Source organism: Hahella sp. KA22, from assembly GCF_004135205.1.
GTDB lineage: Bacteria > Pseudomonadota > Gammaproteobacteria > Pseudomonadales > Oleiphilaceae > Hahella.
Window position 1 is genome coordinate 2,509,483 of the sequence record NZ_CP035490.1, and the last position, 21,721, is coordinate 2,531,203.

A 21,721-nucleotide genomic window follows, 5' to 3' on the forward strand; every position below is an offset into this window, starting at 1 on the left:
GAAAAAGGGATAGAAAAAAACGGCGGGCCTTGCAGCCCGCCGATAGTGGCTTTTACCTTTTCACAAAATACAGCTTGAGATCGTGGCCGATTACTTTGCCGATATCGGCCCCGAAGACTTCGGTCTGCAGTTGTTTCAATATTGCACCTGAGGGTTGCACCTTGTCGTCCCGATCTTTGACCTGCGCCAGCTTCCAGTCCACCTCATTGCTGAGGTGCGTCAGCACCGATTGAATTTGCGCACGGTCTTCGCCAGCGAACCAGGTGCTGCGACATCCTGTCAGGTTGTAAAAGTGCGGATGGCTGAGCAATGGCGCCCAGGCGGGGTCGTCTGCATTTTCGATAATGGCCCGGCGCAATAAGCGGATATCATTGGAGCGACGCGTCAGTCGGTAGTGCTCAATGATTGTCTGAGCTTTATCCGTCACCTGAGTCAGTTCGCTGTCGCCGGTTGAAACCTGTACGACGCCGCCTTTGCACACCATGCTCTTGATGCTTTCGATCAAGTTAAACTCCGCCTCGCTGAGAGAAGGAAATTTCTCAATCTTCAGGAAGTGGATCGTTGCGCCGTCCTGGATAAAACGCTGGGCGATGGAGTAGGGCCAGAATACGATATTTTCCAGATCATATTGTTCCGCTTTGCGAGCGCCAAAAGCGAGGTTCGCCAGATTTTCATCGACAGCGATAACATCCACGTCATCAAAGTAGCGGGCGAATTCTACCGCTCTTTGTGACGACTCGGCGCCGAGAATCATCGCGCATAAGCGTTCGGGCAATTGCTGCGCACGCGCGCCCAGAACGCTTTCCAATTGCTTGCGCAGCGATTGCTCGCTGAAGAACTCTATGTTGCGCCACACCGGACAGGCCATGGCGACTTCCGCTGCGTCTTCCAGTAACTCAAGCTGTTTTTCCTGAAAGCCTTGCTTGTAGCTTTCATCCTCCATGGGTAAGTAGAAGCTGGCTTCCATCAAAAGTTGCATGGACTGCGGCCAGTCGTCCAGGGAGAAGGCCGACAGGTAGCGCGAGTAAGCCTGAGGGAAGAGAGTGACATACATGGCGGCGAGGATAAGAGCGCCTGCGATATCCGTCACGCTGTTTTCCGTTGTGCAGGAAAGCAGAATCTTTCTGTTCAGGGCGCTGATTTGAGCGGTTTCGTCTTCGGCGGCGTAGAGGGCTCCGCCGGTAGCGACATTGTAGACGCCAATGGCGATAGCCAGTTCCTGCAGCCCTTCGCGTAGTTCGCCGGAGGCCATCGTCTCGTCAAGGATAGCTTTGCGTATCAACGTGACGAACTGCTCCACATCTGCATTCGGCATGACGGTCCTGGTTAGCGCCAACAGCAGTAGCGGGTCCTGCGCTGCGTCGTTGATATCGATGCACACGTCAGGATTACGCAGGTCGTATTTCAACGCCAATGTTTGTGCGGTAATGCGAGCCAGATTCTGGTGAGGCAGATCTTCCTGCCGCAGTAAATCGATCAGATCGCGCTCTATAGTTTCGGAGCGTCGTTCAACCTGCAGGTGAGCGCAGCACTTGATCATGCCGGCGTACAGAGTGGGCCACTCCAGACCGTATTCCAGTAAGCGCCGATAGTGCATATAAGCAATATCGTAATTGCCCATCGCCGCCTGGCAGTGTGCGATTCCCAGGAAGGCCGCGGCGTAACTTTTATCCTGATGCAGCGCTTGTTGGAAATATTGCTCCGCCTGGGCGGGCTGGTTTTCCATCAGGTTCAGATAGCCAAGGTTGGCGATCAGCTGCGGGGCGTTGCGGTCTTGGGCCAGCGCTTGATTAAAGAACCGGCGCGCTTCATTCAGCCGTCCTTCATCCAGCTCTATTCGACCCAGCAGGCCCAGCGCCGAGGCTTGCGCTGGCTCCAGCGCCAGCGCTTGCTCTATCAGCGCTTTGGCTGCGCCTCTGTCCTCACTGCGTTGTTGATGTGACGCCCCTGGACGGTTGGAGGCGCGATAGATTTCGTTCGCCTCTATCAGTAGACGGGCGGCTTCAACACGGGTGGATTGAAGTTTTTCGTTTGCTTGCGCTGTTGCCTGCATGGTGCTTACCTCTGCTAGCTCAATTCAATCTCTGTTTAGCCTTGCAGCAGCTGCAGCACCTGCTGCGGCTGCGCATTAGCCTGTGCCAGAATCGACAATCCGGCTGACTGCAATACCTGGGTTCGGGACAGCTCGGCGGTCTCCGACGCGAAGTCCGCATCGCGGATTCGCGAGTTGGCGGCGGTCAGGTTTTCTGACGCAATCGCCTGGTTGGATATGGTCGACTCGAAGCGATTCTGGATCGCGCCGAGATTCGCACGCTGGAAGTTGATGGTGTTCAACGCGTTGTCCACCGCACTGAGAGCCAGGATGGCGCCGTCCACTGTGGATATGTCTATGTTTTGCACCAATTGCCCTGTGGAGTTGGAGCCGTAAGTGCCGACTTCGAACCCGCTCTTTTCTATCTGACCGGTCAGCGTATCCAACTCGATGGCGCCGGCCGAGAGCAGGGTGATGGTGCTGGCGGTGACGGTGTCCACAGTGCCCAGTCCAATTAAAGACGTGGTTGTAGAGGCGTTGGATATCTGAATGTTCCTGCCGTCGTCGGCGATCATTCTGTAACTGCTGCCGAAGGCTTCCGCTTGCACCCCGGTTTGTCCGGACTTGTTGTTGATCGCAGTGATAACCGTTCTTTGCACATCCGCGACGGTGTCGTTGGAGCCGTAGGAGATGTTGATCTGCACGCCATTGATCTGGAAGTTGAAGTTTTGCGCGCTGCCAGTCACTAACGCAGTGGCGTTTTGGATTGTATCGTTTACTTCCGCTACGACGCCGGTCTGGTCACTGACCTTGTTGATCGCCACAGCTTTGGCGATGGCGCTGGAGTCCGTTTGCGTGCTGGAGGAAGTGTCAAAATTGGTCTGCGTCGGGCCGATAGGGACGCCGTTGATAACCAGGTCGCCTGCAGCGAATGGGTTGGCGTCCACCTGGTCACTGATGGCGCCGCTGTTATTACCGCTGAAGGTGCCTACCGATAGGCCCGCGTTGCCAATGTTGCCGGTTGTAGTGTCGAGTCCAATGGCGCTGCCGTCGCGGGATATGAGCGTAAAGGTGCCCGTATAAGTGATTGCGGCGGAGGCGGCCGTGTCGGACGGCGGCAAACCGAAAGCAGTGGAATTGAGCGCGGTGCTTTGGATGACTATGTTGCGGCCATCCTCCGCCGTCAGCCTGATGCCGACTGTCGGGTTGCCGTCAAACGAGGCGGTGACGCCGGTTTGTCCGGATTTTTCATTGATCGCCGCTGCGACGTTCTCAAGGTTGACCTGCGATGACAGGTTCGAGGAGATGGTCACTGCGATCGCCACGCCGTTTATCGTCACGGACGCTGACTGGGTGGTGGCGATAAACGTGGTGGAGCCGCTGACGTATGTGCCGTTAATCACGGCTTCTACGCCGGTGGACTCCGTCAGTTTGTTGATCGCCGCTACTTTGGCGATGGCGCTCTGGTCCTGGTTGGCGCTGGAGAACGCATCGTCAACGCCAGTGGATGCGCCGATGGCGATGCCGTTGATCACCAGGTCGCCAGCAGCGAGAGCCGCAGATTCCGGCTCCGAGGATATGCCGTCGGTTTCCGCAGCCCCCAGTTTATCCACCGTAGCGCCTTCTATACCGAAGGTGACCGATTCGCCTTCGTTGGCTCCGATCTGGAAGGTCACGTCTGTGAAGGTGCCGTCCAGCAACTTGGTGCCGTTAAAGTTGGTTTGCTCCGATACCCGCTTGATCTCTTGAAGCAGCTGGTTGACCTCTTCGTTAAGCGCCTTGCGATCCAGCCCGCTGTTGGTGGCGTTGGCGGATTGCAGCGCCAGGTCGCGAATACGCAGGAGGTTTTCACTCATTGCGCCAAGCGCGCCTTCCGCTGTTTGCGACAGCGACACGGCGTCGCCGGCGTTGCGAATAGCGACGCTTAATCCTCGTACCTGGGAGGTAAAACGGGTGGATATCGCCAAGCCGGCGGCGTCGTCCCGCGCGCTGTTGATACGAAGACCCGATGACAGGCGCGCCAGAGCTGTCTGGTTGGCTGACTGCGAATTATTGAGATTTCGCTGCGCGTTGATCGAGGCGATGTTGGTATTAATTATCTGAGGCATAACTTCCCCCTATTGCGTCTATACCAGCCGGGCCGTTTCCTTCGTAAGAGCCGCTCGGATGCGTAGCAACCGGCTACCTGACTTTGCCTGCCCCTCTTTGCGAATAAAAATTGCGCAGAAAAGAGCGTTTCCACTGCCTATGCAAAAGCATTGCCAGAACTGTTGCTAAATTTTATGTGTTTGATTTTTAACCGCAAAAAAACGCAGATAGGTTTGCAGGAAAGAGAGGATCTTGGATTTTGGCAGGAGTTTGCCAAGGGGCGGTCAAAAAGTTGCCGCTTGCCGCCAAGGGGAAATTGGAGATTACGATTGTCCGCTGCTTCATATAGATAGCCTGGCCTTACAAAGCAAGGCGCCTGACCTTACGCTTTCCTTTTTGAAGCGGCTGCGCATATGGCGGCATGATAATTGCCGATCCTGAAGGATAAAGGAGTTAAGCGTGGCGAAAACAGGAGCAATGGCCAGATCACTGCTACGCTAACTGTGTCTGTTCACTAAAAATTTTGCGAGTGACTGAAAATTGCCGCCCCAATTTTCTCGTTCGGAAAAAACTAAAAAAGAGATAGAAGCAATGACCGATCAAGCGGAAATACTTAAGCCTTTTATTGAGCGCAGGGAAAAGAATTTAGCCTACTTCAAAGACCACTTTCCCGGTATTTATAAGCACTTCCTGAATTATCAGATGAAAAAAGCCAAGCTGAATATCATCCCTGATGCTGGCGAAGTGGACATTCACGATGAAGGCCGCTCCGTATATGGCGGTAAAGCCAAGGCTTATGCGCTGAACGAAATCAAGGAATTCACCAAGGTCTACAGTGAAGGCGGCAAGGTGGTTTCCATTGATCCGCCGTTTCCCGGCGATTACTGCTTCCCAAGGTTCTTCTTCAAAACCGCTGACGCCATTATTCGGAAATCTCCTATTAATAAGTCGAACTTCAATCATTTTTGGCTGGGCGATTCCTATCCCTGTATTGTCTTCCTCGGGTGCGGCGTGGGGTATCACATTGAAGCCTTTCTGGAGCAGCACAGAGTCAACTATGCTGTGATTTTTGAGCCTAATCTGGACCATTTCGCCGCGAGTCTGTACGCCGTCGATTGGGCGGAGATTTGCCGCAAGTATGACGGCGCGGAAGGGCGCACTATCCACTTTCTGCTGGGCGGACAGGAAGACGAATACTCACAATGGGCGCTGCTTTGGAACAATCTGGTTACGACGCCGCCGGCTTTCCCTCTTGCGACGCTGTTTTATAACCATCGCGGCTTGAAGTCCCACGATAATTTATCTGAGAAGGTGTGCGATGACCTGTATGTGTTCCTGGTTTCCTGGGGCAATTACGACGATGAGGTCAACCAGCTCAACCAGGCGGCGCACAATATATATAGCGGCGTTGAATTATTGCCGCCGCCGGTTAACGACATCACCGACGTGCCGGTGTGCATTGTCGGGGCGGGTCCCTCCCTGGACTTGCGCATTGATCAGTTGCGGGAAATGCAGCAGCGCGGCGCGTTGATCATTTCATGCGGCTCCTCCATCACTGCGTTGCATCCGATGGGAATCAAACCGGATATTCATGTTGAATTGGAATCTGATTATCAATATGTGGTCGGACAGCTGGAGCGGCTTAAAGATCCTGATTATTTGAATTCGATAAAAGTTATTGCTCCTATCCACATTAGTCCGGTCGTATACCAGTTATTTGGGGAGCGGCGCGCCTATATCAAAGAAGAGTGTGGGCTGGCGACCATGTTCTCCGAACATGGACAGATTATCCGTGGGGGAACTCCTACTTGCACCAACCTTGGGTTGGCTTGGGCGCTGCACTACGGATTCAAGAATATCCTGTTGTTTGGGATGGATTTTGGGTTCACGGACAGACGCCACCACCATGCGCAAAGCTCGATCTATTACGACGACGACGCCCACGAAGCGTTCAAGCGCAGTGTGGATTACGACGGCCAGCATGTGTTTAAGGTGGAGGGTGTTGACGGCGGCTCCGTTTTGACGTCACCGCAATATTTCGCCGCCAAACGCAAAGCGGAAAACAGTCTGCGTGACTTTCCGGAGCGCGGCAAAGTCTACAATTTTTCTCATGGAGCCAAGATTGAAGGCGCTGACTGGGTGGCGCCAGGGCCCTTGCCGATTGCCCTGACGGCGCTCAGCGCAAGCAGCGACAAGAAACAGAAGGTGGTGGACTACCTCTATGCGTCGCAGCACGAAAAAATACCGGTAGACGTGCTGGAGAAGAAGCGCGACCGCTTGAACGTCCTATTCGGGCAATTCAGTGACGATGTTTCCACATTTCTGCAGGCGCCCATTTCCAGCAAGGATGACATGAATAGAGTCTGTAATCGCATCAACACCTACATGGAAGATCAGGTGCAAACCAAAGCTAAAGAATTTTATTTTCTGTTGCGGGGCTCTATCAGACATTTTCTTTATATCGGTTTCGCGCATGCGCTGGCCATTCAGAATGATGCGGAGAGGCTGACCTTCATGGAGGAGTGGAGACAAACTATGCTGCGCTTTCTCCTTGATGTACATAAACATTTTCTTCAGGTTATGTACAAAAAATTCGACCTTGCGACGGACCCCTGGGTGCGTCGTTCAATCAATGATCCCGATGACTTTGCGTGAGCGTAAATTCATGGGGTTAAGGCTTACATTTCATTACAAAGAGCAGGCAAAAATTAACTAAAGAATCTTCTCCTGAAGCCGTTACTAAGGACAACGGGTTAGCGCAGTTCGACCGGCCCTGCTGTGTAGAAGCGAGAACCTCTTAACCGAGTGAGAAGGGTTACAGGAGAAGCAAACATGCCTCAAATAATTAATACCAACATTGCGTCGTTGAATGCGCAGCGTAACCTGAACGCTTCACAGCGGTCAGGGGATACGGCGCTGCAGCGGCTTTCCTCGGGTCTCCGCATCAACAGCGCAAAAGATGACGCGGCAGGTCTGGCGATTTCAACACGTTTCGACGCTCAGATTCGCGGCACCAACGTCGCGGTTCGTAACGCGGGAGACGCGATCTCATTGGCGCAGACCGCTGAAGGCGCCTTGAGCTCAATGAAAGACAGCTTACAGCGTATTCGTGAACTGTCGCTGCAATCTGCGAACGACACTAACTCCACTATCGACCGCGAAGCCTTGCAAGAAGAGGTTGGCCAGCTGATCAGCGAGATTGAAAACATCGCTGCAACGACCAACTTCAACGGTAAAAAACTGCTGGACGGTTCTTTCCAGAACTCCGTTTTCCAAACTGGCGCTAACCTGGGGAACACCATTAGCGTGTCCATCTCCAAGCTGGACACCAGCACTTTGGGAACAGCGGACACCAGCGGTATTTCCAGCAGAACGACTACGACTGCTCTGGTTGTAGGCAGCACCGGCAATGAAATGGTTGCAGGGGACATCGTTATCAACGGCATCTCCGTGGGCGCATCTGTGGGCACCGACGATACGGCTTCCACCAGCCATGCGGCCTCAAGCGCCATTGCCAAGGCGGCGGCGATTAATGATGTATCCGATCAGACAGGCGTCACCGCTACTGTCGATGCGAACTATGTCGCCGGCACCACGACCGCTGATGCGACTGCGGCGAACGTGTCCTTGAACTTGAACGGCGTCAGCATCAGTCTGAGTAAAGGCACCACCTTGACTGTCGAGCAGAACCTGCAAGCGACAGCGGACGCCATTAACGAAAAATCCGGCGCCACTGGCGTGCGCGCGGTCTTCGACGGCGACACCGCCAAGGGTATCTCCCTGGTGGCTGACGACGGTCGTAACATTGTATTGACCGAAACTACGAGCAACACCTTGGCCACCTTTGGTCTGGCTGCGGCTAGCTCCCTGGGTAACGCTTATGTCGGCACCTACTCGCTTTCAAGCGACGACGGCAGCGACATTGCACTGACCACGACTACAGGCAACATCGATAACGCCGGTTTTGAAGTGGGATCATTCAGCGGAAACAACGCAGGTATTGTGAGCGATAACGGCTCCACCACCGCGCTGGTGACTGGCGACATCGTTATCAACAACGTGGCTATCGGACCCAGCTTGAGCACTGACGACACGGCTTCCACTGCGAATGCGGATGGTAGCGCCGTCGCGAAAGCGGCTGCGATCAACCGTGCGTCTGATCAGACGGGCGTTACAGCACTGGCTAACGAAAACCGTGTTAACTCAGGTAACCTGACTACCACGACAGCCTCCGCTACGATCACACTCAACGGCGTGTCTATTACAGCGAGCTTCAGCACTACTGACGACGTTGCTGTGAAGCAGGCTGCGATCATCGATGCGATCAACCAGAAATCCGGTCAGACAGGGGTGACTGCGGAAGTACTGGATTCTGACTCCTTCACTCTGGTGGCAGCGGACGGTCGTAACATCGACATCAGCGGCGCCACAGCGATGGCGAGCATCACCACTACGACCTTTGTCAGCTCTGTGACGCTATTGTCTGGCGGTCAGATAGACGTTGAATCCAATACCAACTCCGCCGGCCTGGCGAAAGCGGGTCTGAGAATCGGTACATTCGGCGGCGCTGAAAGCGGCTCCCTGCTGCAGGATGTGGATATCTCAACTGTAGCTGGCGCTGAAGCGGCTCTGAAGGCGGTGGATAACGCATTGCAGACTGTAACGTCCAAACAGGCGGAACTGGGCGCGATCCAGAACCGCTTCCAGAACACGATTGCGAACTTGGAAGTGAACAATGAGAACCTGAACTCCGCCAACAGCCGGATCAGGGACGCAGACTTCGCATCCGAGACCGCAGCGTTGTCAAGGGCGCAGGTACTGCAACAGGCCGGTATCTCGATATTGGCGCAGGCTAATGCAAGACCCCAGCAAGTCTTGTCGCTCCTGCAGTAACGGAGTGAACTAACGTGAAATACCGGCCGGATGTTCTCTTCCGGCCGGTTTATGCGTTAAGACATGCTAAGAGGTGAGATATGAATGACGTTAAGACCACTGAACTGAGTGTGGCGGCAGTCACTAAACCCGTGAGCCTGCCGTCTGCTCAGTCCGCGACGTCGTCACCTCCGATTGAACCTAAGGTTAAGTCCGGGGTAGCAACGTCTACGCCTGATACGCAGGCTGCGAAGCAGAGCTCTGCAGCCCAGCCCACCAACGACATTGCCAACAAGCAACAGCAGCAGTTGGAGAGGGAGCAAAGCCAGGAGCTGAGGGAAGCGGTGACCAAGTTGAATGAATACGTTCAATCTGTGCAGCGTGACCTGCAGTTCGAACTGGATGAGGACTCGGGAAGAACGGTCATTACTGTTTTGGACAGAACCACAAAAGAAGTAGTGAGACAGATTCCTGATGACTTGGCCCTTAAGCTGGCGCGCAACTTGCAACAGGATGAACCAGTTAATCTGTTTTCCGCCAAGGCGTGAGGCTTGGCGGGATCAGATAGGGTTCGGAAGGAATTTACGATCCGTAACAAAAAAAGGGGCAAAGTTTTGCCCCTTTTTGCCGATAAATAGAGATATGATCGTACACACAATCCGCGAGGTTGGCGTCACATGGCAAGCGTTTCTTCAATAGGCATCGGCTCGGGAGTATTGACCAGCGACTTGATCGAGCAGCTGGCCAGTGCTGAGCGTGAGCCGACGGAAAAAAGGCTGAATCTCAAAGAAGATGAAGTAACGGCCAAACTCAGCGATTTAAGTCGTCTGAAAAGCGCAATCACCGACCTGCGCTTGTCCGCCAGGACATTGAGTACGCCAGAGTCGATGTCCAGCAATACCGCGACATCCAGCGGCTCTGCGATTGGCGTCACCGCCAACACCTCTGCGAAAACCGGCTCCTATGCGCTCACCGTCAGCAATCTGGCCGTTGCGCAGTCATTGAGTTCCGGCACATTTGCTGATAAAGACACCACGACTGTAGGAACAGGCACGCTGTCTTTCACTGTCGGCGGCGTCACCAAGAACCTGACCGTTGATAGCAGCAACAACACGTTGCAGGGGTTGTCCGACGCTATTAATGATATGGGACTGGATGTTAACTCCTCCGTTATCTACAACGGTTCCTCCTACCAGCTTGTCTTATCCGCTTCAAAAACCGGTGTGGCGAACGCCATTTCCATTTCGGCGACGGATAACGACGGCAACAGTACGGACGGCTCCGGGATTTCCCAGTTTATTTACAACGCCACCAACCAGAATCTAACTCAGGACGTTGCAGCGGAAGACGCCGCCTTCACATTGAATGGCGTATCCATCACCCGCTCATTGAACACCGTGGACGACGTCGTGGACGGCCTGACTCTGACTTTAAATGCTGAAACCGCAAGCGCAGTCAACGTTACCGTTAGCAAAGATCTGAATGCTGTGACCGAAAGGGTCCAGGATTTAGTGGATAAATATAATGCTTTGCAGGAAATCATTAGCGAAGTCACTGCCTTTGACAGTGATACTGGAGAAAAGGGCACGTTGTTGGGCAGCTCCACAGTGCGCACTATCTCCACTCAGTTGCGTTCCACGCTGAGTTCAATTGTTCCCGGGCTGGAAAGCGCTAACGTGCGCAGCTTGTCTGAATTGGGAATTACGACCAACTCAGAATCGGGACAACTGGAGTTCAACAGCCTGACGTTCCAAAGCAAGCTGCAAAGCTATCCGAATGACGTCGCGGCTTTGTTCGCCGACCAGGGGCGTACGACGGATGCACAGGTCAAATACGTCAGCGCCGGGATAAACACCAAGATTGGCTCTTACGCCATCGATATCACCCAGGTGGCGACGCAGGGCGCTTTCACCGGCAATGTGGCGCTGGGCGGCTCTACGGTCATTGATGCGGACAACGATACCTTCAAGATCAAAGTCAACGGGGTTGAGTCCAACACTATTACTCTGACTGCCGGGACTTATACTGACAGCGAGTTGCTTGCGGAAATTCAGACTCAGTTGGATGCGGACACCAATATCGCAGGCTCTGGTGTGACTGTTTCGTTGGACGGTAGTAACCAGCTGGTGTTCACCTCTGGAGAATATGGCATTACCTCCAAGGTCGAGATTACCGCTATCGACACTAATACTGCGGCGCAGCTGGGATTGACTGTCGCCACAGGCGTAGATGGTTTGGATGTCGCTGGCACGATCAACGGGAAAGCCGCTACCGGAAAGGGGCAGTATCTGACCTCTGCGGACGGAGACTCGAAAGGACTCAAGCTGCAAATTACCGGCGGCGCCACTGGCGCGCGCGGCACGGCGACTTATATTGAAGGGGTGGGTGACCAGATGGTCGACCTGGTGAACAATTATCTGTCCGCCGAAGGTCTGATTACGGTCGCCATCAATGGCTTTAACTCTCAGCTGGAAAAAATCTCCGAAGATCGCACGGAGTTGAACGACCGAATTACCGCCCTGACAGACAGGCTGGCGCGTCAGTTCACCGCCGCGGATTTGATTATCTCCCAGCTCAAGAACACGGAAAACTTTTTGTCCACGCAGTTGGAAGCGCTGGTGGCCAGCACTACTGGAAGCAAGGGTTAAGCGACGGGCCTGATCCAGGCGCTTAAGATCACAGACGAGTAATTATGAGGTTGCTATTACAATGAACGCGTTACATCAGTATCAGAGCGTGAATCGTCAGACCAGCATCGTCGATGCGGATGGACATAAGTTGATCCAGCTGTTGTTCGATGGAGCGCTGGAGCGCATTACCATGGCGAAGGGGCAGATTCTGGCCAATAACTTTGAAGGCAAAAACCGGCTTATCGGCAAGGCGGTTGAAATCGTCGGCGGTTTGCGTGAGTTTCTGGACAAAGAAAAAGGCGGCGATATCGCAGAGCGTCTGGATGCATTGTACGAATATATGGAGCGCCGTTTATTTGAAGCCAACCTGCAAAATGATGCGACTATCCTGGATGAAGTGGCGGGCTTGTTGAAGCAAGTCAAAAACGGCTGGGACGGCATTCGTCAGGAAGCGTTGGAAAAAGGTCTCGTCTAACCTGGCCTGAACAGGCCGCTTTCTCGCAACCTTATGGAAACTCCTTCCGCTGTTGGCGGATGGAGTTTCTAAGCAAGGTTAAGCCGTTCTCTCATACTACGTTCGACGCTTCAATTCCCCATCAAACCTTCCATGTGCGCTTCCACACTGGCGGACAGGGCGTTCAGGTTATAACCGCCTTCCAGAATAGAAACGATGCGCCCACTGCTGTAGACCCGCGCCACATCCATCAATAAACGCGTGATCCAGCGGTAGTCCCTTTCTTCCAACTCCAGATGCGCCAGGGGATCATGTTTATGGGCGTCGAATCCCGCTGAGATAAGTATCAGTTGCGGGCGGTGATCCTGCAGGCGGGCGAGCCAGTCCCGCTCAACGCTGCGCCGGAATTGCAGGCCGCGCGTGTGGGCGTCCAGCGGCGTGTTGATGATATTAGGGCGATCCACCGCATGGTGACTGAACGGATACAGCGGATACTCAAAGCTTGAGCAGAACAGGACCCGTGGATCATCCTGAAAGATGTCTACCGTGCCGTTGCCCTGATGCACGTCGAAATCCACGATGGCGATGCGCTCCAGGCCATGAAAATCCATGGCGTGGCGGGCGGCGATGGCGATATTGTTGAAGAAGCAGAAGCCCATGGACTTGCTACGCTCCGCATGATGACCAGGCGGACGCACGGCGCAAAACGCAGTGTTCGCCTGGCCGCTGAGCACCATGTCCGCCGCTTCCACCGCTGAACCCGCAGCCAGATAGGCGGCGCGCATGCTGTGACGCATCAGGGCGGTGTCCGGATCGACCATGATGCGGCCTTTGTCCGGATTCAGGTTTTCCAGTTGTTCAACGTAGCGGGAGGGATGCACCCGGATGATTTTATCGCGGTCAGTTTCCTGCGGCTCGACCAGATCCACTTCCTGCAGTATGCCGGCGTGCTCAAGCCGGTCCATAATCGCCTGCAATCGCATGGGGCTTTCGGGATGCCCCTCGCCCATGTCGTGCAATGTACAGTCTTTATGATAGAAAAGGGCGGTTTTCATCTTTGTTTTCCTTTTAGAGGCTTTTAGTCTACTGCAAAGCGATAACGGCTTGAAACCGGAGATGGGGCGAATGTTATAGTCCGCGCCCGCGATTGAGGTGGGCGCATCGAATTACGCCAAGTCAGTCAAAGCGGGGGATCTTGATATCTGTCAAAGTGGCCGGTATTGGTCTATGTATCTTAGATATCGGCGGCGTTTCCGCAGCCGCCGGGTCCGGAGCCTGTCAACGCAAATGGAGAAAACAGATTGGGAACCCGACATTTAGAAGCGTTGTTCAACCCTAAGTCCATCGCGGTGATTGGCGCGTCCGAACGCTCCAATAATCTGGGCGGCATGGTGTTGCGTAATCTGATGTCCACGGACTATTCAGGCCGTCTGGTGGTGGTGAATGACAAGGGCTATCACGATGTGCATGGCGTCCCCTGTGTGAAACGGCCCCAGCAAATGCCGTTTCGGCCGGATCTGGCCATTATCTGTACGCCGCCGGAGAGTGTGCCGCGTATTGTCCGGGTGCTGGGAAACGTCAAGGTTAAGACTGCGATGATCTTAACTGGCGGCCTGTCGCGCACTCATAGCCGCAGTGGCAGGCCGCTGATGTATTCCGTACAGGAAATTGCGTCTGAGTACGGTATTCGTATTCTGGGGCCGGAAACCATTGGCATGCTGTCCCCGGCCAGCAATCTGAATGCGACCTACATGCATATGGGCGTGCTGCCGGGCAAGATCGCCTATATCGGCCAGTCCGGCTCTCTCGCCAGTGCGGTCATCGACTGGGCGTTTACGCGGGGAATCGGCTTTTCTCATCTCACCACATTGGGAGACGGCATCGACGTCGGGCTCGATGACCTGATTGATTACCTGGCCCAGGATCGCAGCACTAAAGCGATATTGCTGCATATGGAGAATATTCATTCGCCCCGACGTTTTATTTCCGCTGTGCGGGCCGTGTCACGGGGGAAGCTGGTGATCGCAGTGAAAAGCGGTCGCACTCCGGCATCGCAATGGCGCCCCGCAGAGTTGCCTTTGGGGGTTGTGGACGGCGACAAGATTTTCGATGCGGTATTCCGGCGCGCCGGGGTTCTGCGGGTTAACGGCGCCGATGAGATGTTCGATGCGTTGGAGACTTTAACCCGGATGAAACCGGTGCGCGGCGAGCCTTTGCACATAATCAGCAACGGTCTGGGCCCTGGAGTGCTGGCGGTGGATCGGTTGGCGTCTTTGAATGGCGAGCTGGGTTCGCTGTCGCCGGAAACGGTGAGTGAACTGGGCAAGCATCTGCCGCCTTATTGGACGCGCCGCAACCCCATCGATCTCAACTACGACGCCAACCCGGAGCTGTATCGCCGTACTCTGGAGATACTCGGACGCGATCCGCATGTGTCCAATGTATTGGTGTTGTACGCCCCGTCCCTGACCGAGGACAGTCTGCAGGTGGCGGATGCGGTGATTGAGGCGGGCAAGCGTTCTCATTTGAATATTTTCACCTGCTGGTTAGGGCACAGTACGGTGTATGACGCCAGGGAAGCGTTTTTCCATAGCGGCGTGCCCACATTCTCCACGCCGGACAAGGCGGTGAAAGCCTTCATGCACATGGTTAATCACCAGCGCAGTCAGCGGGTGCTGCGGGAGACGCCTGAATCCTATACCGACCCAGTGGTGGACCGCTCCCGTGCGCGTAAGACCATTCAGAAGATATACGCCTCAGGACGGAGAGTGCTGACTAATGCGGAGTCGCGGCAGATTCTCACCGACTACGGCATCAACATGCAGGATACCCGCTACTGTGAAACGGAAGAGCAGGTAGTGGAAGTCGCGCGTGAATTCGGCTCGCCAGTTGACATCCGCATTTTGCACGAGCATAGCTGTGTCCCTTTTAAAGACGAGAAGACCGGTCGCGGCCGCTATAAGGGCCGGGTGAAGGGGCTGGTGGAGGAAGCATCCATTCGCGATTCCTGTCGCTATCTATTGACGCATTATAGAGAGCACTATCCCGACAGCGGCTTTCTCGGGTTTGCGGTGCAGCCGAGTTTTCAGACGGTGGGCGGGGTGGGGTTCAGTTTGGGAGTCACCCGCGACCCCGTGTTTGGGCCTTTAATGGTGTGCGGCGCCAGCGGCGCGGCGGTGAATGTGTCGGCGGATCGCAAGCTCGCTCTGCCGCCATTGAACATGGTGCTGGCCCGGGACTTGTTGCAACAGACGCATATGTTTCGCCTGCTGAAAGACTATAGCTATAACCCCGAGCAGGACATCGCCAAAATTTGCGAAACCCTGGTGATTCTGTCGCAGATCATTATCGACATTCCTGAAATTAAAGGCCTTGAGGTCATGCCGCTGTATTTTGACAAGCACGGGGCGGTGGCGGTCAACGCCATGATTGATCTCGACAAGCCGGCGAAGTTGGCGATTCAGCCTTATCCGCAGGAACTGCGGGAATGGATCATGCTGCCCAAGTCGAAGCGCAAGGCGGAAATTCGCCCGGTGCGGGGAGAGGATGAGCCGAGTCACATCGAGTTCTATTCCGGCCTGTCGCCGGAATCGATTCGCTACCGCTTTTTTCACTATCGGAAGTCCTTTACTCACGATGAAATGGTGCAGATGCTGCAAATCGACTATGACCGGGAAATGGCCTTTATCGCCATGTCTCCTAAGGAAAGCGGTTATGGCGAGGATACTCTGGGAACGGTGCGCGCCTGGACGGACGCGGACAATCTGCAGTGTGAGTTCGCCATCATCGTGCGGGATGATCTGCGTGGCGAAAACCTGGGGTGGGTGCTGATGCGCAAGATCATTGAGTACTGCCGTGAAAAAGGCACGGTGGAAATGGTGGGCTCAGTGTTGCCGGACAATAAACCCATGCTGTGTCTGGCGGAAAAGCTGGGATTCAGTATTCGTTACGATGATGAAGAAGGAGTGATGGCCCTGCGTTTACCGTTAAACGCGCCGGATGAGTGGCAGGCGGAGCGCTTGAAGTACAAATAAGCGCAATACGCATATAAGGGCAAATGGGTAAGAACAAATAGAAAAGGGAAGGACAAACAGCGCGGGTCGATCCGTTATCGTCTGGATTCGACCCGCGTAGAATGCAGATCTATTCCTGAATCACCGCAGACATGTCTTCTCCGCCCAGGACCTTGATCAGGTCGTCCGTCATGCGGGAAAACTCAAGGGTCATCAGGCTGAAGTCGGCGGCGAAACGCTCAGCGGCTTCGCCAGTATCGCCATCCTTCAACTGCTCCTGCAGGGTGTCCATAAACTTGATGCGTTTGATCTTCAGGTCATCGCCTACTGCGAAGCTCAGCTTCTCGTCCCACTCCAGGGACAACTGCGTCACCTGCATGCCGTTTTCAATATGCGTGGAGATAGCGTCCGTCAAAGACTCGGTGCCTTTGCAGCGAATGACAGTGTCGGAGCCATCGCCGGAACGCAGCTCACAGTTGTCGCCCGAAACGAAAGGCGTCGGCGTGTTGTCTTTCTGCACCCAGTCTGAGAAATGCACCGCAGGAGCCTCATTCAGCGCCACGAAGCGAATTGGCAGCGTGCCCATGGATTGACGCAGGAAAGAGGTGAACTCGTCCGCACGGGTTCCGGAAGAGGTATCCACCACCAGCAGACCCTTGTCCAGGTCAATGTAAGCGGACATAAGGCGCGAGCGCTTAAACGCCTGAGGCAGCAGAACCGTGATGACCTGCTCCTTTAGTTCGTTCTTTTCCTTCTTGCGCAATTTGCGCTGCTCGCGCTCTTCGATTTCCTGAGCGCGTTCTTCCACTTCTTCCTTAATGACGCTGGCGGGCAGAATTTTCTCTTCCCGTTTCAGAGTCAGCAACAGATAGCGGCCTTGTTGATAGACCAGCGCGTCGCTGACCAAAGGCGCTGCGGGAACCCAGCCCAGACGATAGGTGTCGTTGGCCTGGCACGGGGTGAAAGCATGTTCGCTCAAACCGGTTTCCAGGTCTTCCAAAGGCCAGGGCACGGGTTTTGTGAAACGATAAATCAGTGCGTTTTTGAAAAGCATAGGTCTCTATTTTCTTAGTGAAGAAGGAAATCGGGCCGGGAATTATGGTGGACCAGGAGGAATTTGGCTAGTTGAGGTTTCGTAATTCCCGTCACGCGCGGACGATGGCAGGGCTAAGGCGCGCATTGGCGCCAGCCCTGATCGGGTATCAATATTTTTTATTGCTGTTGCGGTAGAGCGTCGTGAAAAACTCAATCCGCTGGCGAAACAATCCCGCCATGGGCTCGGCGGCGTCGCCCAATACCATCATGATCTGATTCTGAGCGTTGTAGGCTGGCCAGTTCGGCAGCGTAGGATCACTGGGGGAGGCGCTGCGCATGAAATTAACCAGATAGCGTTGAAAGCGCTGCGCCATGGTGATGTCCTGAGGCCGGAAATTGGCGTACATCTCAGGAATCAGACTATAGGTTCCAAAAGTGAAAGGCAGGTGCCAGCCGTGAGGCGTTCCGGAGAACTGCTCGCGCAGATATTGTGGCGCGTAGTTGAAGTAGTAGAACCAGGCGCTGGAGCGATTGGATTGCTCCAGCGCCAGCCACCGGTTGGGGGCGTTGTAACGCATGTCGGAAAATACTTTCTCTGCGAACTGCGTATCGCTCCAGTCCTCCGGATACAGAGCGCGGGCGGCGTCCTTTTGATCGCCCAGCGGCGCCAGAATAGTTTCCTGGGTCAGGCCCAGTTGCGGCGCGATGCTGACTTCATAGCTGTTGACGCCAGTCAGCAGGGGAACCGGCGCGATCAGCTTGCGATCTACGGCATCCAATAAGGTGTAAGGCGCCGCCTCGTCGCCGATGATCGGGCCGAACGCCGCATCTGGCGGCAGCTCGCTATTCAGCTTGATCAAAGTTCCGGCGGGAATGGCGCGTAGCTGGGCGGCGTCCGCATCAGCGGCGACGCCGGCTTGCGTCGCGGCTTTCATGCCAGATTTTTTCGCCTGATTGCGGTCTTCCAGTTTGAGCCAGGGATCGCCGCTTTGAGCGATGACTTTATGGAACAATCCCAGCGCTTTTGGGGAGGCCATGAGGTAGTAAGCGCTGACCGCGCCAGCGTCGTCTCCCGCCAGGGTGACGTTGCCGGGATCGCCGCCAAAGGCGCTGATGTTTTCCTGCACCCATTTTAAGGCTTCGATCTGGTCCAGCAGCCCGAAGTTTGCTGGCGTGGTGACGTCCTCGCGAACCAGGGCGGGGTGATCAAAGAAGCCAAAATATCCCAGTCGATAGTTGATCGTGACGACTACAACCCCTTGGTTCGCCAGCTGTGCGCCGTTACTCAGCGGATAGCTGACGACGCCGCTGCGGAAGTCTCCGCCATGCAGCCAGACCATGACTGGCTTAGGCGCATCGGGCGCGCCTATTGGCGAGGAGGGCGTCCAGACATTGAGCGTCAGACAGTCTTCACTGACTGAGGGCGCTGGCAGTCTGGTATTGGGGTCTTCTTGCGCGGATTGGGCGCACGCCGGGCCAAACTGAGACGTAACGCGTACGCCGCTCCAGGGCTGAACCGGCTGCGGCCGCCGCCAGCGGTTTTCTTTGATCGGCGGCGCGGCGTAGGGAATGCCTTTGAAAGCGTGTACGCCAAGTTCGTTTACGCCTCTGATCAGACCTGATTTGGTCTGCGCCAGCGGGCCGTTAAGGTCTTCCGCCTGGGCGCTGGACAGTAATAACCCGGAAAGCAGCATCGCTTTGGCCAATGTTGTTAAGACTTTGTATCCGGTGTTTCCTGAGTGCATTCTAAAACCCTTGAACTATTGACCAGGCAGATAAATAGCGTCCTTCTATTTGTCTGCAACGACAGGGCCTGCACAGGTCAGGCCCTGTCTCCCGCGGCTTGACGCCGCGCAGGCGCATCCCTGCGCCTGCGTATTAACATGGCGTTGATTTATGGGCGGTTTGCGCCGTGCTTGCTATAGTCCATTTGTTATATTTTGGCGGCGTGATTTAAAAGTCTTTTATAGTCAGGGCGTTAGGAAGCCCGGTATGGATGGTGACGCAGGGTGGTTGCGCGGCTTGTATTTATATCCCGCGTCACCCATTAATAGTTTTCAATGGATATCCCGTTTGCAGCCGGATATAACAGTGAGTCGTTTAATGCGCTCCATGCAACGTCTGAGTCATGTCTCATGAATATCGATGAAATCAAACACTACTGTCTTTCACTTCCCGGTGTGGAGCGGATTGAGTATGGCGAGCCTTCCAATATACTGGTGTTTTACGTGCTGGGACGGAAGTTCGCCTATTTTAAAACCAGCGCGCCGGAACGCTGGCGTTTCAGTGTGAGAACCACCCCCGAGCGCTTTCTGGAATTGACGGATCAGGAAGGGGTGAAACCGGCGCGCTACATGCACCGGTTTCACTGGGTGTCTATCGTGGACGCCGCCGCGTTTAACGAAGACTATCTGCGTGAGCTGGTCGACTGGTCCTACGACAAAGCCGCCGCGGGATTGCCGAAAAAGCGTCGTCTGGCGTTGGCGCAGCTGTCCTCGGACGCATAAAGCGGAGCGCGGCGGACTAAGGCGCTACTTGGTCCAACTGTCGATAATTTCCTGCAGTTTGCCGCTTTGCTTCAATTGCTCTACCGCCGCTTTCATCTTCGAGATGAAGTCTTCGCGATAGGGAAAGCTCTGGTTCTTGGTATTTGAAAACGCCAGGTAAGCGACCTCTTCACTGATGACCGCCGCCGGTTCGATCTTCAGGTCTTTCAGAGTCGGGTCGGATCGGTTGTTTTCCAGCGTCCACATGACGGATAGCTTGTCGTTGGGATGACCGTCTATGCGTCCCGCCGCCATTTTTTTCAGGTTGGCGACGATGTCGGAGGCCTGACTCATGGTGAACATGGCTTTCTCTTCGTCAGACAAAGTGGCGTAACCGCTTTGCAATCCAATGCGCATGCCTTTGAAGTCATCCGGCCACTTGCTCAATGACTTTTTACTGGCCATGTCCTGCGTGACGAACATCGCCACTGTCTCTGTCAGCAAGGGAATGGAGTAATCCATCCAGGGGCGGTCTTCAGGGCGGTAATAAGGCGGAAACAGCGCAAACTCTTCGCCGCTCTCCATTTGCGCCAACGCGCGCTTCCAGGGCAGCGGCTTTAGCGTGATCGTGTAATCCGGCGCCAGCTTGGCCGCCTCCATGATGATGTCCACATATATTCCCTTGGGTTTGCCGTTTTCCGCATAGCTATAAGGAGGATAGGCTTCATCCATCAACAGGGTGACGGACTGCGCGGCGGCGAACCCCACGAATCCCAACATCAGGGCGGCGAATAGAATTATTCTTTTCATACGGACTCCTCTTCAGTGGTTGTCATGAGTAAAAAAGCGAGCATGTGGACACATCAATGGCCGGCGGCGGGGGCATTTACGTCTCGGGTCCATTTGTTGACGATCTGCTGCAACCGGTTCTTATCCCTCATACGCGCCAGGGACTGATTCATTTTGGCGATGAAATCCGCCCGATACGGCCATTGTTCGGGCTGGATGTTGGAAAAGGCGAGGTAGGCGACCTCCTCGTTAATAATCGCTGCGGGAGTGATTTCCAGAGCGGCCAAAGCCGGGTCCTGGCGGTTGTGCTCCAGCGTCCACACTACTGACAGATAATCATTGGGGTGACCATCGATGCGGTTCAGCGCGATTTGTTTCAGATTGGTCAGAATATTAGGCGACTCAGAAATGACGAACAGCTCCTTTTGTTGCGGTGACAGGGTGGCGAACCCCAGCTGCAGGCCGATACGCAGGCCTTTATAATCCTCCGGCCAGCGAGTGGGCTTGAGACGCTCCAGCAACTCCGGGGGCGTAAATAGCACGACCGTCTCTTTAAAAAGAGGAACCGAATAATCCATCCAACTGCGACTGACTGGGCGATAGTAGGGAGGGAAAACGGCGAAGGCGCGCCCGGTTTCAACCAGGTTGAGCGCTCTTTTCCAGGGAAGCGGCTTAAACTTGACCTTATAGTCAGGAATGGCTTGCATCGCCTCTTTGATGAAGTCGACATAGATGCCTTTGGCTTCATTGTTTTCGACATAGCTGTATGGCGGATACGACTCATCCATAAGCAGGACTATGCTTTGTGCGTCAGCCCTCGTATACCCGGCCAGCAGGAGAAATAAGGCGATGATGCTGATTGCTTTCATATGGCCCATAGGCTGGATACGGTTTATTAGAAGATATAGATCAGCGTTGGTTGTTTTTCAAACGATGTTAGTGGAGATGGATAGAAGGTAATGGCTAAGAAGGTCGTACGGCGCCTGGCAATATTTGTAGCGGTGGCTGGAGTATTCCTGGGTGGAGTTGTAGTAGGCGTCCGATACAACTTGACAGACCTGCTGTGTCCAATGGAGGCGTCTCCTTACCGGTTGGAGGCGGACTTGGTCAGTGAGGAAGGAATCGTATTTCCTCAAGGAACTATTGTGCCGTTGCGTCGCTGCGCTGACATGCAACGGTTTGAGTGGAATTTCGCCATTGATAACTCAGTGAGACTCACACCCGCTAAGGTGGAAGACTCCGAACATTACGGCTTTTCCGTCATCGCTCCCGCCGAGCAAGCCCGAAAATAAGCGGGCGCGGATACTGTTTATCCGCCATGT

The 21,721-nt window shown here is 54.7% G+C and carries 15 protein-coding genes; 8 read left to right on the forward strand and 7 right to left on the reverse strand.

Translation table 11 applies throughout. The features are described 5' to 3' along the window. Nucleotides 1-52: 52 nt before the first annotated feature. Together EUZ85_RS11320 and EUZ85_RS11325 are read right to left on the reverse strand one after the other, a co-directional pair. Entirely contained in the window at nucleotides 53-2,053 is a 2,001-nt protein-coding gene (locus EUZ85_RS11320) for a tetratricopeptide repeat protein (protein WP_127969396.1), read from the reverse strand. Between the two features lie 35 nt (nucleotides 2,054-2,088). Next, nucleotides 2,089-4,140: a flagellin gene (locus tag EUZ85_RS11325; protein ID WP_127969397.1), complete on the reverse strand. Its 2,052-nt coding sequence runs from the start codon at nucleotides 4,138-4,140 to the stop codon at nucleotides 2,089-2,091. Between the two features lie 571 nt (nucleotides 4,141-4,711). Here EUZ85_RS11325 and EUZ85_RS11330 point away from each other — a divergent pair. From EUZ85_RS11330 to fliS, 5 genes are all read left to right on the forward strand, one after another. Then, complete coding sequence (locus tag EUZ85_RS11330; protein ID WP_127969398.1) at nucleotides 4,712-6,775, forward strand: 6-hydroxymethylpterin diphosphokinase MptE-like protein; 2,064 nt, start codon at nucleotides 4,712-4,714, stop codon at nucleotides 6,773-6,775. Between the two features lie 177 nt (nucleotides 6,776-6,952). Then, entirely contained in the window at nucleotides 6,953-9,013 is a 2,061-nt protein-coding gene (locus tag EUZ85_RS11335; protein ID WP_127969399.1) for a flagellin, read from the forward strand. Nucleotides 9,014-9,093: 80 nt separating this feature from the next. Further along, nucleotides 9,094-9,540 carry a flagellar protein FlaG gene (locus EUZ85_RS11340; RefSeq protein ID WP_127969400.1) on the forward strand — a complete coding sequence of 149 codons (447 nt, stop codon included), beginning with the start codon at nucleotides 9,094-9,096 and terminating at the stop codon, nucleotides 9,538-9,540. A gap of 129 nt (nucleotides 9,541-9,669) precedes the next feature. Beyond that, complete coding sequence (fliD, locus tag EUZ85_RS11345; protein WP_127969401.1) at nucleotides 9,670-11,640, forward strand: flagellar filament capping protein FliD; 1,971 nt, start codon at nucleotides 9,670-9,672, stop codon at nucleotides 11,638-11,640. Nucleotides 11,641-11,701: 61 nt separating this feature from the next. Next, nucleotides 11,702-12,097, forward strand: a complete 396-nt coding sequence (fliS, locus tag EUZ85_RS11350; RefSeq protein WP_127969402.1) for a flagellar export chaperone FliS — start codon at nucleotides 11,702-11,704, stop codon at nucleotides 12,095-12,097. Between the two features lie 110 nt (nucleotides 12,098-12,207). Here the strand turns inward: fliS and EUZ85_RS11355 are convergent, their stop codons facing one another. Then, nucleotides 12,208-13,131, reverse strand: a complete 924-nt coding sequence (locus tag EUZ85_RS11355; RefSeq protein WP_127969403.1) for a histone deacetylase family protein — start codon at nucleotides 13,129-13,131, stop codon at nucleotides 12,208-12,210. Between the two features lie 246 nt (nucleotides 13,132-13,377). Here EUZ85_RS11355 and EUZ85_RS11360 point away from each other — a divergent pair, with 246 nt between their 5' ends. After that, the gene (locus EUZ85_RS11360) at nucleotides 13,378-16,110 is read left to right on the forward strand and encodes a GNAT family N-acetyltransferase (protein WP_127969404.1); all 2,733 of its coding nucleotides are present in this window, start codon (nucleotides 13,378-13,380) and stop codon (nucleotides 16,108-16,110) included. Between the two features lie 109 nt (nucleotides 16,111-16,219). Here the strand turns inward: EUZ85_RS11360 and EUZ85_RS11365 are convergent, their stop codons facing one another. Together EUZ85_RS11365 and EUZ85_RS11370 are read right to left on the reverse strand one after the other, a co-directional pair. Next, nucleotides 16,220-17,143, reverse strand: coding sequence for a recombination-associated protein RdgC (locus EUZ85_RS11365; RefSeq protein WP_127969405.1), 924 nt, complete (start codon nucleotides 17,141-17,143; stop codon nucleotides 16,220-16,222). Nucleotides 17,144-17,291: 148 nt separating this feature from the next. Next, nucleotides 17,292-18,869: a carboxylesterase/lipase family protein gene (locus tag EUZ85_RS11370; RefSeq protein ID WP_127969406.1), complete on the reverse strand. Its 1,578-nt coding sequence runs from the start codon at nucleotides 18,867-18,869 to the stop codon at nucleotides 17,292-17,294. A gap of 390 nt (nucleotides 18,870-19,259) precedes the next feature. On the opposite strand from EUZ85_RS11370, the gene EUZ85_RS11375 reads away from it, so the two are divergent. Further along, on the forward strand, nucleotides 19,260-19,631 hold the full coding sequence (locus EUZ85_RS11375; protein WP_127969407.1) for an MmcQ/YjbR family DNA-binding protein: 372 nt from the start codon (nucleotides 19,260-19,262) through the stop codon (nucleotides 19,629-19,631). 24 nt (nucleotides 19,632-19,655) lie between these two features. On the opposite strand, the gene EUZ85_RS11380 is transcribed toward EUZ85_RS11375, so the two are convergent. Both EUZ85_RS11380 and EUZ85_RS11385 read right to left on the reverse strand, forming a co-directional pair. Continuing rightward, on the reverse strand, nucleotides 19,656-20,420 hold the full coding sequence (locus EUZ85_RS11380; RefSeq protein WP_127969408.1) for an ABC transporter substrate-binding protein: 765 nt from the start codon (nucleotides 20,418-20,420) through the stop codon (nucleotides 19,656-19,658). Nucleotides 20,421-20,473: 53 nt separating this feature from the next. Then, entirely contained in the window at nucleotides 20,474-21,268 is a 795-nt protein-coding gene (locus EUZ85_RS11385; RefSeq protein ID WP_241567015.1) for an ABC transporter substrate-binding protein, read from the reverse strand. Between the two features lie 90 nt (nucleotides 21,269-21,358). Here EUZ85_RS11385 and EUZ85_RS11390 point away from each other — a divergent pair, with 90 nt between their 5' ends. Beyond that, on the forward strand, nucleotides 21,359-21,691 hold the full coding sequence (locus EUZ85_RS11390) for a hypothetical protein (protein ID WP_127969410.1): 333 nt from the start codon (nucleotides 21,359-21,361) through the stop codon (nucleotides 21,689-21,691). The last annotated feature ends 30 nt before the right edge of the window (nucleotides 21,692-21,721 follow it).

What these genes read in the sequence shown, in the direction of transcription:
- EUZ85_RS11320 (WP_127969396.1), bottom strand. Translation starts at nt 2,053, where the DNA reads ATGCAGGCAACAGCGCAAGCAAACGAAAAACTTCAATCCACCCGTGTT.
- EUZ85_RS11325 (WP_127969397.1), bottom strand. Translation starts at nt 4,140, where the DNA reads ATGCCTCAGATAATTAATACCAACATCGCCTCGATCAACGCGCAGCGA.
- EUZ85_RS11330 (WP_127969398.1), top strand. Translation starts at nt 4,712, where the DNA reads ATGACCGATCAAGCGGAAATACTTAAGCCTTTTATTGAGCGCAGGGAA.
- EUZ85_RS11335 (WP_127969399.1), top strand. Translation starts at nt 6,953, where the DNA reads ATGCCTCAAATAATTAATACCAACATTGCGTCGTTGAATGCGCAGCGT.
- EUZ85_RS11340 (WP_127969400.1), top strand. Translation starts at nt 9,094, where the DNA reads ATGAATGACGTTAAGACCACTGAACTGAGTGTGGCGGCAGTCACTAAA.
- fliD (WP_127969401.1), top strand. Translation starts at nt 9,670, where the DNA reads ATGGCAAGCGTTTCTTCAATAGGCATCGGCTCGGGAGTATTGACCAGC.
- fliS (WP_127969402.1), top strand. Translation starts at nt 11,702, where the DNA reads ATGAACGCGTTACATCAGTATCAGAGCGTGAATCGTCAGACCAGCATC.
- EUZ85_RS11355 (WP_127969403.1), bottom strand. Translation starts at nt 13,131, where the DNA reads ATGAAAACCGCCCTTTTCTATCATAAAGACTGTACATTGCACGACATG.
- EUZ85_RS11365 (WP_127969405.1), bottom strand. Translation starts at nt 17,143, where the DNA reads ATGCTTTTCAAAAACGCACTGATTTATCGTTTCACAAAACCCGTGCCC.
- EUZ85_RS11370 (WP_127969406.1), bottom strand. Translation starts at nt 18,869, where the DNA reads ATGCACTCAGGAAACACCGGATACAAAGTCTTAACAACATTGGCCAAA.
- EUZ85_RS11375 (WP_127969407.1), top strand. Translation starts at nt 19,260, where the DNA reads ATGAATATCGATGAAATCAAACACTACTGTCTTTCACTTCCCGGTGTG.
- EUZ85_RS11380 (WP_127969408.1), bottom strand. Translation starts at nt 20,420, where the DNA reads ATGAAAAGAATAATTCTATTCGCCGCCCTGATGTTGGGATTCGTGGGG.
- EUZ85_RS11385 (WP_241567015.1), bottom strand. Translation starts at nt 21,268, where the DNA reads ATGAAAGCAATCAGCATCATCGCCTTATTTCTCCTGCTGGCCGGGTAT.
- EUZ85_RS11390 (WP_127969410.1), top strand. Translation starts at nt 21,359, where the DNA reads ATGGCTAAGAAGGTCGTACGGCGCCTGGCAATATTTGTAGCGGTGGCT.